The 14408-nt window shown below is 69.1% G+C and carries 14 protein-coding genes; 9 read left to right on the forward strand and 5 right to left on the reverse strand.

Annotated elements, in window-relative coordinates:
* The first annotated feature begins 61 nt into the window (after positions 1 to 61).
* Positions 62 to 922 carry a hypothetical protein gene (locus DAT35_RS29005; RefSeq protein ID WP_108070942.1) on the forward strand — a complete coding sequence of 287 codons (861 nt, stop codon included), beginning with the start codon at positions 62 to 64 and terminating at the stop codon, positions 920 to 922.
* A gap of 84 nt (positions 923 to 1006) precedes the next feature.
* Complete coding sequence (locus DAT35_RS29010) at positions 1007 to 1957, forward strand: NAD(P)-dependent oxidoreductase (RefSeq protein ID WP_108070945.1); 951 nt, start codon at positions 1007 to 1009, stop codon at positions 1955 to 1957.
* On the opposite strand, the gene DAT35_RS29015 is transcribed toward DAT35_RS29010, so the two are convergent.
* Positions 1945 to 3018 carry a cyclic nucleotide-binding domain-containing protein gene (locus tag DAT35_RS29015; protein WP_108070947.1) on the reverse strand — a complete coding sequence of 358 codons (1074 nt, stop codon included), beginning with the start codon at positions 3016 to 3018 and terminating at the stop codon, positions 1945 to 1947. The genes DAT35_RS29010 and DAT35_RS29015 overlap by 13 nt on opposite strands.
* 104 nt (positions 3019 to 3122) lie before the next feature.
* Here DAT35_RS29015 and lepB point away from each other — a divergent pair, with 104 nt between their 5' ends.
* Complete coding sequence (gene lepB / locus DAT35_RS29020; RefSeq protein ID WP_108070949.1) at positions 3123 to 3800, forward strand: signal peptidase I; 678 nt, start codon at positions 3123 to 3125, stop codon at positions 3798 to 3800.
* A 180-nt stretch (positions 3801 to 3980) separates the two neighbouring features.
* Positions 3981 to 5987: an elongation factor G gene (locus tag DAT35_RS29025; protein WP_108071033.1), complete on the forward strand. Its 2007-nt coding sequence runs from the start codon at positions 3981 to 3983 to the stop codon at positions 5985 to 5987.
* Between the two features lie 69 nt (positions 5988 to 6056).
* Here DAT35_RS29025 and DAT35_RS29030 read toward each other — a convergent pair whose 3' ends face one another.
* The 4 genes from DAT35_RS29030 to DAT35_RS29045 all read right to left on the reverse strand — a co-directional run bounded on the left by DAT35_RS29030 (position 6057) and on the right by DAT35_RS29045 (position 10510).
* Positions 6057 to 6845 carry a hypothetical protein gene (locus DAT35_RS29030; RefSeq protein ID WP_146209920.1) on the reverse strand — a complete coding sequence of 263 codons (789 nt, stop codon included), beginning with the start codon at positions 6843 to 6845 and terminating at the stop codon, positions 6057 to 6059.
* Between the two features lie 125 nt (positions 6846 to 6970).
* Positions 6971 to 7612 carry a prepilin-type N-terminal cleavage/methylation domain-containing protein gene (locus DAT35_RS29035; protein ID WP_108070953.1) on the reverse strand — a complete coding sequence of 214 codons (642 nt, stop codon included), beginning with the start codon at positions 7610 to 7612 and terminating at the stop codon, positions 6971 to 6973.
* A gap of 155 nt (positions 7613 to 7767) precedes the next feature.
* Positions 7768 to 9171, reverse strand: coding sequence for a hypothetical protein (locus DAT35_RS29040; protein ID WP_108070955.1), 1404 nt, complete (start codon positions 9169 to 9171; stop codon positions 7768 to 7770).
* 4 nt (positions 9172 to 9175) lie between these two features.
* The gene (locus tag DAT35_RS29045; protein ID WP_108070957.1) at positions 9176 to 10510 is read right to left on the reverse strand and encodes an SPFH domain-containing protein; all 1335 of its coding nucleotides are present in this window, start codon (positions 10508 to 10510) and stop codon (positions 9176 to 9178) included.
* Between the two features lie 319 nt (positions 10511 to 10829).
* Between DAT35_RS29045 and DAT35_RS29050 the strand changes: the two genes are divergently transcribed.
* Genes DAT35_RS29050 through DAT35_RS29070 form a run of 5 tightly spaced genes read left to right on the forward strand, consistent with a single transcriptional unit; the run spans position 10830 to position 14285 of the window.
* On the forward strand, positions 10830 to 11327 hold the full coding sequence (locus DAT35_RS29050) for a hypothetical protein (protein WP_146209921.1): 498 nt from the start codon (positions 10830 to 10832) through the stop codon (positions 11325 to 11327).
* 24 nt (positions 11328 to 11351) lie between these two features.
* On the forward strand, positions 11352 to 11927 hold the full coding sequence (locus tag DAT35_RS29055) for a hypothetical protein (protein WP_108070961.1): 576 nt from the start codon (positions 11352 to 11354) through the stop codon (positions 11925 to 11927).
* Between the two features lie 3 nt (positions 11928 to 11930).
* Positions 11931 to 12830, forward strand: coding sequence for an AHH domain-containing protein (locus DAT35_RS29060; RefSeq protein WP_108070963.1), 900 nt, complete (start codon positions 11931 to 11933; stop codon positions 12828 to 12830).
* Positions 12831 to 12845: 15 nt separating this feature from the next.
* The gene (locus DAT35_RS29065; protein WP_108070965.1) at positions 12846 to 13430 is read left to right on the forward strand and encodes an imm11 family protein; all 585 of its coding nucleotides are present in this window, start codon (positions 12846 to 12848) and stop codon (positions 13428 to 13430) included.
* A gap of 18 nt (positions 13431 to 13448) precedes the next feature.
* On the forward strand, positions 13449 to 14285 hold the full coding sequence (locus DAT35_RS29070) for an immunity 49 family protein (protein WP_108070967.1): 837 nt from the start codon (positions 13449 to 13451) through the stop codon (positions 14283 to 14285).
* Positions 14286 to 14408: the final 123 nt, after the last annotated feature.

The following is a 14408-nucleotide window of genomic DNA, read 5'->3' on the forward strand; positions in this document are numbered from 1 at the left end:
ACCTGCTTGACTTGCAATAACGTTGCATCTACTTCACAGCTACATGAATACCCGATGGCGGATGACCTGGTGCTTGACGCTCGTGACGATGGTGCTCGTGGGAGCGGCCTGCGAGCCCGTGGCCGAGGGAGAGGTGCGCGTCACGATGAGCGGCGGGGATGGAACCCAGCGCGGCTATGCGAGCCACCTCTTCCAGGATGGCTGGTCCGTGCAGTTCACGAAGTACCTGGTCTCCCTGGGGGACTTCACCCTCACGTCGGCGTCCGGAGAGAAGCGCACCGCGCCCGGGCACGTGCTGGTGGACGTACAGAAGGGAGACGTGGCCCTCACCGCCCTGAGGGGCCTGGCCGCCGGGCGCTGGAGCGTGGGCTTCCGGGTGAGCCCCCCAAGGGAGGACACGACGCTGCCGGACGGCAACGTCTCCGCCGAGGACCTCGCGAGGATGCGTGCGCGCGGCTACAGCTACTGGGTGGAGGGAATCGCCGTGAAGCCGGACGTGGGCGTCTACTCCTTCCGGATGGGATTTCCCGTGGATGTACGCATGGTGGACTGCGTCAACGGCGTGGACGGGACGCTGGGCATCGTCGTGCCGGAGAACTCCGTGGCGGAGGCCGAGGTCACCATCCACGCAGAGCACATGTTCTATGACAGGCTCGGCACCCACCGGGGGGTGCAGCTGCGTTTCGACGCCCTCGCCGCCACGGCGGACGCGGACAAGGTCATCACTCCCGAGGGGCTCGCCTCGCAGGACCTCCTGGACCTGCGTGGGCTGGACGGCCGCGAGCTGAAGGACAACCAGGGCCGGCCGGTCGTCTATGAGCCGGGCGCCTACACGGTGCGGACGCTCCAGGAGTTCGTCACCCAGAGCATCGTGGACCAGGCGCACCTCAATGGAGGGGGCGTCTGCACCGTCGCCCATTGAAGTGACACCGGGTGACCTTCCGCCCTGTCTTCCAGTGCGCTAAGCGTCCACCTCCGCGGTGCACAGGGAGCGGAGGCAACCAAGGTGAAGCATCTGTTCGTCACGGGTGGCACGGGGTTCATCGGCGCGCGGTTCGTGCCTCTGGCGCGGGAGGCGGGCTATGAGGTGCGGGTGCTCACCCGGAGTGCCCAGGCCGCCGAGCGGTGGAGGCAGGCGGGTGTCACCCCGGTGATGGGAGACCTGCTCACCCCGGGACCCTGGCAGGAGGAGGCGGCGGCGAGCGAGTTCGTGGTGCACCTCGCGCAGCCGCTCACCTTCGGAGGCCGCGTGACGCACAAGCGCGCCGAGGCCTACCGGGAGCAGCGGCTGCGCATGGACTCGCTGCTCCTGGACTCGCTCAAGCCGGGCACCGTGAAGCGCGTCCTCTATGTCGCGGGGACCAGCTACTACGGCGACCAGGGCGCCCAGTTGGTGACGGAGGATGCTCCGCCGAAGCCCTCGGGCTGGGGCCCGTACATCGCGCCCGCCATCGAGTCCCTCCCCAAGCACCTGGCGCGCGGGCTCCCGCTGGTGGAGGCCTACCCCGGCTCGGTGTACGGGCTGGGCTCCTGGTTCGTGGAGTACGCGTTGGAGCCGCTGAAGGCCGGCCGGCGCCTCTTCGGTCTGAAGGAGACCCTGACGCTCTGCATGTCCCCCATCCACGTGGACGACTGCGCCCGCGCCCTCCTGCACCTGCTGGAGCACGGCCAGGTGGGCCAGCGCTACTTCGTGGTGGATGACGAGCCGGTGTCCTTCTCGGGGCTCATCCAGGTGGCCGCGACGACCCTGGGCGTGGCCTACCGCAAGGTCATCCTGCCCCGCTGGCTGTGCCACCTCGCCATGGGGCCCGTGGTGACGGACTCGTTGACGGCGGAGGCTCGGCTGTCCAACGCACGTCTGCACTCCACGGGCTTCCAGTTCCTCTACCCCACCGTCCGCGAAGGCGTACCCGCGCTCGTCAAGCAGTGGCTGGAGACCCTGCCTCAGACGCGCTGATCCCCCTGGTGCACGCTCCGGCCGGACGCCAGCACCTTGGAGAGTTGCAGCAGCCGCTCCGTGCCCACCCGCATGAGCGCCGCGCGCACTCCCGGCTGTTTGGCGAGGTACTGCTCGAAGGCCTCGCGTCCCAGCCGGAGCAGGTGGCAGGCCGTCTCCGCCCGCACCGTGGCGCTCGCCGGCTGGCCGAGCAGCAGGGAGATTTCCCCGAAGACATCCCCCTCGCGCAGCGGGGCGAACGCCGTCTCCCGCCCATCCGGGCGGCGGAACAGCGGCGTGCACTGCCCCTGAAGCATCAGGTACAGGCCGTCACCCTTCTGGCCCTGCTCGATGATGACGCGCCCGGCCTCCACCGTCCTCAGCTCGAAGATGTGGGCCAGCGCCTGCCGCTGCTCGGGCGCCAGCGTCGCGAAGATGGGATGGCTGCGCAGGACGTTGGCCAGCAGACGCTCCCGGTAGAAGGACTGCACCGTCTCGCTGAGCGTGGAGTGCTTCAGGGCGACCCGCTCCACCCGCGTCCGGTGGAGCTCGAGCGCCACGACGGGCTCGGTGGCCACCACGCTGGCCAGCCGGGGACTCTCGGACACCAGGGCAATCTCCCCGAAGAATTCACCCTCCCCCAGGGAGGACAAGGTGCGCTTCTCGCCCCCGTCCATCTGGCGCACCACGTCCACGCGCCCCTCGACGAGGACGAAGGAGGAGCGGCCCGGCTCGCCCTCCACGATGAGGCTCTCTCCGGGCTTGAAGAAACGCGGCTCCACCACCCCCACCAGGGCCATGAAGGGCTCGCGGGTGAGCTGCGAGAAGAGCGGCACGGCTCGGGCGCCCGGAGGAGGGGCGCCCCCCGAGGTGCCGGGTTTCGCGTAGAGGTCCGCCAGCAACTGCGGCGTGCGCACATGGGCCGGCTCGAGCTGGAGGAGCGTCCTGCAGACCGTGATGGCGCGCAGCGGCTGGCCCTGCCGGGCCAGGTCCGCCGCCAGGGCCTCCGCGGTGGCGAGGGCCTCGGGAGAGCGGCCAAGAGACCGGAGCCGCTCGAGCTGCAGGTGGAGTGAGTCGGACATGACCAGTCCTGTATGCCACAGGCCCTCGGCCCGTGCAGCCCCACGGTGATTGCAATAGCCGGGCCCCCCTGGCCGTAGAGGGAAGGCCCGTCGAGGAGATTCCTATGAGCCCCCACAGCGCCATGAAACAGAACCGTCCCGGGTGGAAGAAGTACCTCATCGAGCTCACCGCGTTGGGCGTGCTCTTCGTGGGCCGAGCCAGCTTCGCGGACCACTACCACGTGCCCTCCGGCTCCATGGAGCCCACGCTCCGGGTGATGGACCATCTGGCAGTGGACAAACGGGCCTACGGGCTGCGCGTGCCCCTCACCCACGTCTGGCTCACCGAGTCCGAGCCACGGCGGGGGGACGTCGTCGTCTTCGACTCGCCCATTGACGGCAAGGTGATGGTGAAGCGGCTCGTGGGCCTGCCGGGGGACCACATCGCCTTCGAGGACGGGGTGCTGCGCATCAACGGGCAGCCCGTGGCGCAGGTGCTCACCCAGGATGGCTCGCGCCTGGAGCTGCTGCCGGGAGCGCTCCACCCGCTCCACCCCGAGCCGTACCAGGGCCCCGGCATGGACGAGCAGGAGGTTCCGCCGCGGCACTACGTGGTGATGGGGGACCACCGTGGCAACTCGGCGGACAGCCGCGTCTGGGGACTGCTCCCGCGCGAGAATCTGCTCGGCCGCGTGGTGGCCGTGCTCTACAGCCCTCGCGAGGGACTCTCCGGGGGAGAGCATTGGTGGATTCCCATGAGCACGGAGGACGGCGCCGGCGTGGACACGCGCCTCACGCGCTGAGGCGGCTCCGGAAACACGCTCGCCCGCCACACCCTCGAGGACAGGGGCGGTGTCACGCGGCCAACGTCCCAGGCGAGCATGGGGAGAGGCCCTCGTCCCTGCTGGAAGCGGTGCTTCCCGAGCATGGCCGGGAGACCCACCTTCACCAGAGCGAAGGCCTGCCTGCAGGAGGACGAGGTGATGAAGCATCCCGCGTCGCCGAGAGTCGTCACCCTCGTGGGACCCCAGGGAGTCGGCAAGACGACCCTGCTCGAGTCCCTGTTGCGGTCCATGGGGGCGGAGGAAATCCGAACATCGGGAACGAGTGGCTCGGCCACCGGACGGAGCATGACGCTCGAGCCGTCCGTGGCCCACGCGAAGTTCCTGGGAGAGGACTGGACATTCATCGATAGCCCTGGAGCATCGGAGTTCACCCAGGAGGCGCGCCACGCCCTCATGGTGTCCGACGCGGCCCTGGTGGTGTGCGACGCCTCACCCGAGCGCGCCGCGGCCCTGGCACCGCTCTTCACCTTCCTGGATGCGCACCGCATTCCCCACCTGCTCTTCCTCAACGTGCTCGAGGAGGGGAGCGCCCCGGTACGGGAGGTGCTCGAGTCGCTCCAGGCCGTCTCCTCGCGGCCGCTGGTGCTGCGGGAGATACCGCTGCGCGAGGGCGGGCACCTGGTGGGCGTGGTGGACCTGGTGAGCGAGCGCGCCTGGGGCCAGGGCAAGGAAGGCAAGCCCGCGCTCATCTCCCTGCCGGACGCGGATAAGCCGCGGGAGGAGACGGCACGGCGCGAGCTCATCGAGCGGCTGGCGGACCTGGATGACAAGCTGCTCGAGCAGCTCCTCGAGGACGTCATCCCCCCTCCAGAGGCCCTCTATGGGCAGCTGGAGCGCGCGCTGCGGGAGGATCGGCTGGTGCCCGTCTTCCTCGGCTCGGCGGAGCGGGGCCTCGGCCTGGAGAGGCTGCTCAAGGGCCTGCGGCACGAGGTCCCCACGGTGGACGAGACGCGCGAGCGCGTGGGCATTCCCGGTGACGGCCCGGTGATGGTGCAGTCCTTCAAGACGCAGCACCTGCCGCACGTGGGCAAGATGTCGATGGTGCGCATCTGGCGCGGAGACCTGTTGGACGGAGCCACGCTGGCGGAAGCCCGGGTGGGCGGTGTGCAGCGGGTGCATGGAACGAAGCAGGTTCCCATCGACACGGCGCACGCGGGCGAAGTGGTCTCCGTCTCCCGGGTGGACGCGATGCGCACGGGCGACCTGGCCGACCCGCAGGGCTCGCGTGCCCCCAAGCAGTGGCCCGCAGCAGCGCCTCCGGTGCACCAGCTCGCCATCGTCGCGGAGAAGCGTACGGATGACGTGAAGCTGACGAGCGCCCTGGCCCGGCTGGTGGAGGAGGACCCCTCCCTGTCGGTGGACCAGGAGGCGGACTCGCAGATGTTGCTGCTGGGTGGACAGGGGGAGATGCACCTGCGCGAAGCCCTCGAGCACCTGCGCACGCGCATGCGCGTCCCGGTGGTGGCCCGCTCGCTGCCCATTCCCTACCGGGAGACGATCCGCCGCACGGGCTCGCACCACGCGCGCTTCAAACGGCAGTCCGGCGGACATGGACAGTTTGGCGACGTGGTGGTGGACGTGAAGCCCCTGCCTCGCGGCCAGGGCTTCCGCTTCACCTCGGCCGTCGTGGGCGGGGCCATCCCCAAGCAGTACATCCCCGCGGTGGAGGAAGGCGTGAAGGACGGCCTGCGGCGCGGACCCCTCGGCTTCCCCGTGGTGGACGTGGACGTCACTCTCACCGGAGGCACCTACCACTCGGTGGACAGCTCGGATCAGGCCTTCCGCACCACCGGGCGCCTGGCCATGGTGGAGCTCCTCCCCGAGCTGGAGCCGGTGCTGCTCGAGCCCATCCTCCAGGTGGACATCCACGTGCCGCACGAGGCCACCCCGCGTGCCCAGCGGCTCGTCACCAGCCGCCGGGGACAGATTCTCGGCTTCGACGCGCATCCGGAGATACCGGGCTGGGAGGTGCTCACCGCCTACGTGCCCCAGGCGGAGATGCAGGGCTTCATCGTGGAGCTGCGCTCGGCCTCCTCCGGCCTGGGCAGCTTCGTGACGCGGCATGACCACTACGCGGAGCTGGTGGGCAAGCAGGCGGAGCGCGTGGTCACCCAGCACCAGCAGGAGGCCGCGACGGAGCACTAGCCGCTCCGACGCTCCGCTCGCGACTCCCGCCGCACCGGACGTGCCCCGGTGCGGCGGCGCGAGCGCCTCTCACGGTGGGGGCGGGGAGAGAGCGCGCAGTCCCTCGGCGATGGCGACGGCGATGTTTGCCATCAGGTCCTGCCGCGCGTTGACGACATAGAGGTGCGGGGTGAGCGCCCACACCTCGCGCAGCACGCGCTGGGGCGGTGGAGGCGGCTGGGTGCTCAGCTCGGCCTGGAGCAGCGGCAATACCTTGTCGGACAGGCGCAGCGCGGTGTCCATGACGAAGATGGCCAGGTGCGGGCGCAACGCGCGCACGCGCCGGAAGAAGGCGCCCACCTCGTCGGCGGCCAGGTGCTTGGGCGGCGAGGACTTCATCTCCAGATAGAGGAGCCGACCCTCCGCCGCGGCCACCACGTCCAGGTCGCCCCCCACCTCGGGCGCGTGGAACTTCACCCCCACGGCCACGTCGAAGCCGAGCCGCCCACGCAGCTCGCGTGCGACGTACCACTCCAGCGTGGGGCCGAAGTTGTGGGCCGGGTAGCGCAGGCGGTAGCGCCCGCCCTCCTCCCGCTCCGCGAGCCCGAGCCCCACCAGTTCCTCGGCGATCTTCGCGGCCTGCGAGGCCCCGAGGTAGCGCGTGGCCTCGGTGGGCGAGAAGCTGCCCCGCCGCAGGATGGCGCCCCGGAGGAAGAGCCGGAAGGCGTAGTGCCCGAGGTGCTCCGCCAGCCGCTCGGCAGCCTCGCCCTCGACGTCGGGCGGGAAAGGCAGGTCCAAGGGGGCCACGGTGGGCTGGAAACCCCGGCGCACCAGCATGGCCAGGGCCTCACTGCCGGGCGGCAGGAGCGTCCTCGGCACGGGAGGCGCTCCCACGGCATGCAGTTCCAGGTCACGTGCGGAGGGACGTTCCCCGAAAGGTGGCGGCTGCTGCGTCATACCCTCCCCCTGGCCGCCGGGAGCGGATGGCCCCGTTCACGACCGCGTCACTTGTCGCAGTCTACGTCGTTGAAGGTATTGAACGGTACGCCCGTGACGATGAAGATCTCGTCATTGCCACAAGGAGGGGTGCTCAGCTTCGCGTCCTTGGTGGCGATGTGCCAGGTGTCCAGACCGCCCTTCTCGTTGTCGATCTCCCCCACCGCGAGCGCGTCGATGTTGCAGCCGGGACAGGGCCCCGAGACGCCCGGGGTCGCCGGATTCCCGCCGCCCCCCGCGCTCCAGCTGAGGCTGACCACGAGGGGCGCCGGCGTGGCCGTGACGACCTTGTGCTTGCCCTCGTCCACCGTGATGCAGTTGGCCCCCTCCGGGGTGGTGACGGAGCCGTCGCTCTTGCGCGCCTGACACGTCTGGGTGGTGGAGAAGTAGTAGGCGTAGCGGTTGCCGCGCTCCGGCGCGAAGCCGACGGCGCCGATGGCCTCCGCATAGGAGCCCTTCTCCTGCAGGTAGGAGCGCTGGGCGGTGAACCAGGCCCGCAGGTTGGACTTGGCCTCCGCCTGCTTGGAGCGCGCCTGGAACTTGAGGAAGTTCGGAACGGCGACCGCGGCGAGGACGGCGATGATGGCCACGACGATCATCAGCTCGACGAGAGAGAAGCCACGATCCTGTCTGGTGAACGGACGGCGCATGGATGACCCTGGGGGGAAGGCCCGGTGCGCGCGCAAAACTATCATCAGGAGCGCAACCATGCGGTGGGGGCGGCCAGGAGCCGCATCGCGTCAAGCACCGGGGCCCGGTTGGCCCCAGGACAGGGAGCCAACCTGCCACACAGCGAGTGCGGCCCTCAGCGCACGGCCACGGTGCGGCCGCGCCAGTCGGCGGAGCTCCACCGCTGGAAGGAGCCGATTGCCTCCGGGCTCTCGGCGCTCTTCTCTGGCACCAGCGTCTCGCGCTTGAGGAGCTGGAAGGAGGACTTCACCCGCCCCTCCACCAGGGCCTCGCGGGCCACCAGCACGCGCGAGCCGTCCGGGGAGAAGCCCGCGAGTTCCACGTAGCCGAGGACGGGCTCGGTCGCCGCGGGCGCCACCGTGTCCAGCACCCACGCCCCCGCCTCCTGATGGAACACCCACAGCTCGGTCCAGCTCTCGAGCATCTGCACCGCCACCGCCACCGACGTGCCCTGCGCCGACCGCCGCACGGAGCCGGGCCACACCAGGCCATAGGTGCAGCGCTCGGACAGGGCCGTCTTCGGCTCCTTCGCGTCCACCAGACGCAGGCAGGTCTCTCCCGGCTGCCCCCGGGTCAACTCGAGCACCGGCCCGGAACCCGGCCGCTCTGGGGTGGGCTCCGAGGCGTGGCGCGACGCCCCCACCCGCACCGCCGCGGCGGTGTAGGCCGGCTTGTCCTCCTCGGCCAGCTCCGCCTTCAGCACGAGCGCCAGCTCCTCCACCGAGCGCTCGCTGGCCTTCGCCCCCCGCTGGGCCTCTCCGCGACGGGTGAGCTGCCAGGCCAGCGCCGCGAGCACCTCGGCCCGGCGCAGGTGGAGCCGGTTGGCCAGGTACGCCGGCAGCTTCGCCGCGTCCACCTGCTCCAGCACCGAGCTCCGCCACTCGTTGAGGGACTGCAGCTCCACCGGGCCCGTCGCCGGGTCGATGCACTCCGGCCGCGTCAGCGCCAGCGCCGCCCGGAGCCGCATCTCGGGGCTGCCGCCGAGCGCCAGGACTCGGCGGAAGGCCTCGCCGTCGTAGCAGACGCGGGTGCGGCCCTCGCGCTCGAAGCTGACGAGCTTCACGCCATAGCTGGCCGCCACGTCGAGGTGTGCCGCCAGGGCCGTGTCGTTGGTCTTGTTGGAAGTGGCGCGCCGGGCCAGCCGATCCGCCAGGGTGCCCAGCGCATCGAAGAGCTCCGGCCCCACCTGCGAGGCGGGCGCCGCGCGCAACAGCGCCGCCGCGTAGCCGATGCCCAGCGCCTCCGAGCCCGGTGTGTCCCTCAGGAACTCCACCACCGCCTGGAGCCGGGGCACGCTCGTCTCGTCCAGGCGGTAGACACGCACCTGATGCTCACGCACGTAGCCGGGCCGCTCGCGGCGATGGTCATACACCTGGATGAAACCCTGCCGCTCCCCTCGGACCTCGAGCCACTCGCCCTGCACGAGGTTGGCCTGACGGGGAGCGGAGTCCTGGGGCGCGGCGCGCAGGGGGGCCTGGTCCTGCACCACGAGAGCAATGGCGACGAGCGTGGCGAGCATGGTGTTACTCCTCCCCAGAGGACTGTTCGTCGGTGCTGGCCAGCTCCGAGGAGGGAGGGCGCGGCGGCTTCGGGGCGTTCGCATACCCGGCCGTCTGCGACTGTCCCAGCAGGTTGCCGGCGATGAACCCGCCCGCCTGCGGCGGCGCGATGATGACCTGGATCTTGTCCGACAGCTTGTCCGCGAGCGTCTTCTGGATGAGCAAGGGGTTGCGGCTGATGAGCTCGGCGTCGCGGGCGAGCTGCTCGGAGGCGGCCTTGCCGGTGACCTCCACGCGGTAGGCATCGGACTCGGCGAGCTTGCGCCGCGCATCCGCCTCGCCGGAGGCCTCGATGCGATGCGCCTCGGCCTCGGCGGTGGCCTGGGTCAGGCGGGAGACCTTCGCGGCCTCCGCCTCCAACCGGCGCTGCTCGATCTCCTTCTCCTTGAAGGGGAGGATGTGGCGCATGGCCTCGGCCTTGGCCCTGGCGGCGATGATCTCCTCGTTGCCGGCGGCCTCGGCGGCCTTCTCGCGCCGGACCTTGTCGGCCTCGGCCTCGAGCTCGGACTGTTTGACCTGCTTGTCCTTGAGCTCGAGCGTGTAGCGCATCTTCTCCGAGTTCAGCTCCTCGGCGAGCAGCGCCTCCATGCCGGTACGGTACTGGTGGGGCAGGTCCACGTTGCCCAGGGTGACCGAGCGGAGGATGACGCCATCTGCGGCCAGCAGGGGCGTGAGCTCCGCGGTGAGGTCCTTCTGAATCTGCACGCGGTGGGTGGAGAAGATCTCCCGCACCGAGTGCTGGGCGAAGTGGCGGCGCAGCACCCCGTCGATGGCTGGCTCGACGATGTCACGGCCCACGTTCTCCGGGAGCCGGGCGGCCAGGGTGAGGATGCGCGCCGGGTCGAGCGTGTAACGGATGTTGACCTCGACGCCGAGGGACAGCCCCTCCACCGACTGGAAGGGCGCCGGGTCCGAGGCGCGGGCGCTCCGGGAGGGCTGGAAGGTCTGATCCTTCAGACTGTAGCGGCTCAACCGGTGCACTTGGGGCACCAACAAGGACCAGCCCTCGTGGAGTTCGGAGACGTTGCCGGTGAGCCGGTTCACGCGGACGCCCACCTCGCCCGGTTCGATCATGCAGACGGGCTGGGCCATCACCACCCCGGCCACCACGCCCGTCACCGCCAGCCCGGCCACCACGCGGCGGCCCCGCTGGGTATAGATGAGCCAGCGGACCCGGCTGACCGTCCCCCGCACGGCCCCACCGGCCAGCGCCACCATCTTCTTCAGGACCTCGCCCCGCTTCTTCTCGTTCTGCTTCTGCTCGCTCTGCTTCTGCTCGTTCTGTGTTTCGTTGCTCATGGGTGCCCTCCCCCGCGCGGAGGACAATGCAGAACGGATGCCGGGCAGGCGAGCGGGCACGCCCAGAGGAACGGACTTTGGCGAGCACCCACGAGCGGCCCCCACGCGTGGCCACACGGACTCACCGCGTGGCTGGCGAGACCCACAGCCGCACGCACGGGTGCGTCAATGCATCCACGGGAGGGCGGCGCTCGGGGCACTCGCCCACCGCGGGTCAGGGCTGGATGGCTGCAGCGGATGCGGGGCGGTAGAATCCCCTTCCCCGCTCCTTCGGGAGATGCTCGTGGTGCAGTTGCGTGACCCTCTGGCAGCCAGGCCCATGAACCTCCCTGTGACCAGCCTCGGAATGCTCTCGTCCGTGGGACACGATGCGACTACTGCCTGTGCTTCCATCCGGGCGGGAATCACCCGCCCCCGGCCCTTGCCCTACTTCCGGGTCCTCGATGAGGACGCCCAGGACACCGTGCCACTGCTGGGACATCCCCTGGAGGGCTTCGCCAACGGCTTCATCTTGATGGGCTTCTGGGTGCGGGTGGCGTTGGGCTGCCTGGAGGATCTGCGGACACATGGCCACCTCCCCGGCCCGGAAGACGTCACCTTCTGGCGGCGGACGGGCCTGGCGGCGGCACTTCCCACCTGGGATGCCCAACGCTTCCAGGAGGTCCCCCCACCCAGGGGGGATGGTCAGGCCATGGGAGCACTCTTCCTGGAGCGGCTACGAGCCGGCCTGCGCTGGCCCTTCGAGTCGCGCCACATGGCGGTGCTCCACCGGGGACACGCAGGGTGCGCGGCAGCGCTCGACCTCGCCTGGAAATAGATCGACAGCGGACTGGATCGCGTCGTGGTTCTGGCCGTCGACTCCTACCTGGATCCCTTCACCCTCGAGTGGCTGGAACAACGCCGCCGCCTGAAGACAGGTGAGCGCCCCGTGGGGCTGATGCCTGGCGAGGCGGGGGCGGCGTTACTGGTGGAGTCCCGCACTTCCGCGCTGCGGCGCGGGGCGCGCGTACAGGCGTCGATCCGAGCCATTGCCACAGGCCAGGAATCCCGGCACCTCTTTCAGGACAAGCCGAACACAGGTGAAGCACTGGCGGCGGTCGCGGCGGCATGCCTCGACGCGGGTGCGCCCGGCGCGCCCTTCGGTGGAGACATCGTGCTGGACCTGAATGGTGAGGAATGGCGGGCGCGGGAGTGGGGCCATGCCCGGGTCCGGCTCGCGCAGCACCTCGAGGAGTCCTCCAGATGGGTGCTCCCCAGCGTGTCGGTGGGAGACGTGGGCGCGGCCAGCGGCGCCGTCGGACTATGCGTGGCGGTCCGTTCGCTGGTGCGTCGTTATTCGAGGGGGCGCCAGGTACTCGCCCTCTCCAGTTCGGAGTGGGGCGATGTGGGGGCCATCCTGGTTGAAGGAAAGGAATAGGTCATGGCGGCTCCATCGGAAGAGCAACACCTCCAGGACGTCGCGTCGGTATTCCATGAAGGGAATGCGGACAGCCCCGCTGGCAAGTGTCTCAACCGACACGTCTCTATCTGGAAGCCCCATTCCTGCTCGCACCGCTGGCAGGCCTGGCTCCGGGCCACCGACGACAAGGCGCTGTACAACTGGCCGAAGTACAAGCGCTTCACCAACGCGGGCCAGCAGATCCGCACCGACGCGAAGCAGAACTACGAGACCTCCGACAAGGCTGGCAACAAGACGGTGTGGCCCGTCTATCCAGCCTTCTACAAGGAGTTCCTCGACGCGCCCAAGCAGTTCGAGTGGGACGTGGAGCGGCTGGGCAACTTCCGGCACAGCTGCGTGGTGCCCTATTACCACAACGCGCACCATATCGTGACCAACTCGGAGTTGCGCAACGCTATCAACCAGCTCACAGCGAAATTCGAGTCGAGGGTGCCCGACGCCAATGCCTTCGTCCGTGGGGGGCTGCTCAAGGTCGGCTATAACCTCAATCATAAGATCAACATGATCATCGTCCCCATGGACAAAGCCATCGCAGACGAGCTGGGCCTACCTCGCCACCTGGACCAAGTGACAGAGCGCGCGCACCGCACCTACTCCTTGCAGATCAAGGACGCGCTGGGCGAGATCATGAATGACTATGCCAAGACGCTGGAAGAGGTCGCTCAGGCCGGCCAGGACCATGTGATGCCCAATTACTCGCTCACCAAGGCGAAGCTGGAGGCGCTGTCAAAGAACATCTATGGGCAGATCACCTCAAGTGCTCGCCCCCCGGGCTACGATGGCACCCTCAATACCGTGCTCGGTCCCCGCCAGAAGCCGCCCTCCACGCCGCGCGTGCTTGGCAAGCGCAAGACCAGCTAGGGCTCTGGACTTCCGATGAATTACTTCCTGATTGACACCCTGGGCGACACGAGCGACGACACGCTCTGCCTGCTCGACAGCGAGCCCGAGGGCATGGGGCTCGAGAGCTATTACCTGGCGGTGGGAAAGAAGGCCGCTCCATTCTTCCCGGCGGATGCCAAGCTCCACATGAGCGAGGAGTATCCCGGCCTCGACACCGGTTCGTTGATCGGCAACGTCAAGCGGTTCCTCATCGTCGACACGAAGACCAAGGACATCTTCGCCCGCCTGTGCTCAGGCACGGAGATCGAGTACCTGCCCTTCACCCTCTACAACCACAAGGGCCGGGTGCACTCGCGTGACTACTGGATCGTCAACCCCATCGGCACCTTCGACTGCCTGGACTTCGGCGCGAGCGATATCCAGTACCTGGGCAAGGACATCGTCAGGGTCAATGAGCGCGTGCTCGACCCGAAGAAACTGGCTCGTGCGCTCGACTTGTTCCGAATCGAGGGGGAGCCACAGACCTATGTCATCAGCGAACGACTGATGGATGCATTGGAGGAGTCGGAGCCCACCAACATCCTGGTCACCGAGCTTCCTCAGTCGGGCCAGGCCTGACCACTCCCAGAGGAACCCGTGACCTCGAAGTTCCTTCCGGTGTTCGCCAAGAACGCCTTGATCGAAGCCCACCAGGCTCTTCCCACGCTGCTCGACGGCACCGCGACGGAGAAGGACATCCTCGGAGTGTGCAGGTGCTTCCGCCTGCGGGGCCTCTGCGAGGTGCTGCTCGACGGCACTCCGGAGCGCCTCCAACGTTTCCTGGCCATGAGCGGCCAAGCGTACCTGCACTTTCTCCAGCGCGCGGTCCCCGCGCAGAGGCACACCAGCAAGGCCGCCCCCTTCTTCGATGCGCTCGCGAGCATGGATCTCGAGACCGCCCGGCAAATCGCCCTGACCGGACCCGCGCCCTTCAACCCGAGGCGGGAGTACGAGGAGGACTTCCTCTACGTCGTGCGCCTCATGGAGCTGGTCGTCACGAAAACGGCAGGGGATGAGAGCATGCGCGCGCGCCACACGGCGCTGACCCTGGAGACAGATGACGCCCGCTGGAATCTCGTCGAGGCGCTCCAGCAGGGAGACTCGGACCGGTTCAATGACTCCCTGGCCCGGATGCTCCATGAGGACAGCGCTCGGTGGAGACGGCTCCAGGAGAAAGGCGCAGTGCACGAGGAGGATGCTGCCACCGAAGTGCACGGGACTGGCCCTGGTGCGGCTGGCCGAGCAGTGGGGGTTGCGGACGATGTCCGAGTACCCGCGAGTCCCTTCCCTGGTCCGACTCCCAGCATCTTCGCGTCCGGACTCGGAGCTCTGGAAGGACCCGATGCGCTGGTAGCCGCGGCCCCGCCAGCGACTCGACGCGCTTCAATCGCGCGTCGCAGGTCAACCGTGGAACCGGCGGCAGGCGCGGGCTAAGTAGGTAGGCAAAAGTTCCTTTACATTAAGGAATGGAGCCAGAAGTGGAGGGAGAGGACTCCCGCCTTGCGCAGCGCCTGCTGCGCAGAGAGGCCCAGGACCCAGTCTTCGGCGTCCTGGGCC

It is taken from the genome of Vitiosangium sp. GDMCC 1.1324, from assembly GCF_003044305.1.
Classification (GTDB): domain Bacteria; phylum Myxococcota; class Myxococcia; order Myxococcales; family Myxococcaceae; genus Archangium.

What these genes read in the sequence shown, in the direction of transcription:
- DAT35_RS29005 (WP_108070942.1), top strand. Translation starts at nt 62, where the DNA reads ATGACCTGGTGCTTGACGCTCGTGACGATGGTGCTCGTGGGAGCGGCC.
- DAT35_RS29015 (WP_108070947.1), bottom strand. Translation starts at nt 3,018, where the DNA reads ATGTCCGACTCACTCCACCTGCAGCTCGAGCGGCTCCGGTCTCTTGGC.
- lepB (WP_108070949.1), top strand. Translation starts at nt 3,123, where the DNA reads ATGAGCCCCCACAGCGCCATGAAACAGAACCGTCCCGGGTGGAAGAAG.
- DAT35_RS29025 (WP_108071033.1), top strand. Translation starts at nt 3,981, where the DNA reads ATGAAGCATCCCGCGTCGCCGAGAGTCGTCACCCTCGTGGGACCCCAG.
- DAT35_RS29035 (WP_108070953.1), bottom strand. Translation starts at nt 7,612, where the DNA reads ATGCGCCGTCCGTTCACCAGACAGGATCGTGGCTTCTCTCTCGTCGAG.
- DAT35_RS29040 (WP_108070955.1), bottom strand. Translation starts at nt 9,171, where the DNA reads ATGCTCGCCACGCTCGTCGCCATTGCTCTCGTGGTGCAGGACCAGGCC.
- DAT35_RS29045 (WP_108070957.1), bottom strand. Translation starts at nt 10,510, where the DNA reads ATGAGCAACGAAACACAGAACGAGCAGAAGCAGAGCGAGCAGAAGCAG.
- DAT35_RS29050 (WP_146209921.1), top strand. Translation starts at nt 10,830, where the DNA reads ATGAACCTCCCTGTGACCAGCCTCGGAATGCTCTCGTCCGTGGGACAC.
- DAT35_RS29060 (WP_108070963.1), top strand. Translation starts at nt 11,931, where the DNA reads ATGGCGGCTCCATCGGAAGAGCAACACCTCCAGGACGTCGCGTCGGTA.
- DAT35_RS29065 (WP_108070965.1), top strand. Translation starts at nt 12,846, where the DNA reads ATGAATTACTTCCTGATTGACACCCTGGGCGACACGAGCGACGACACG.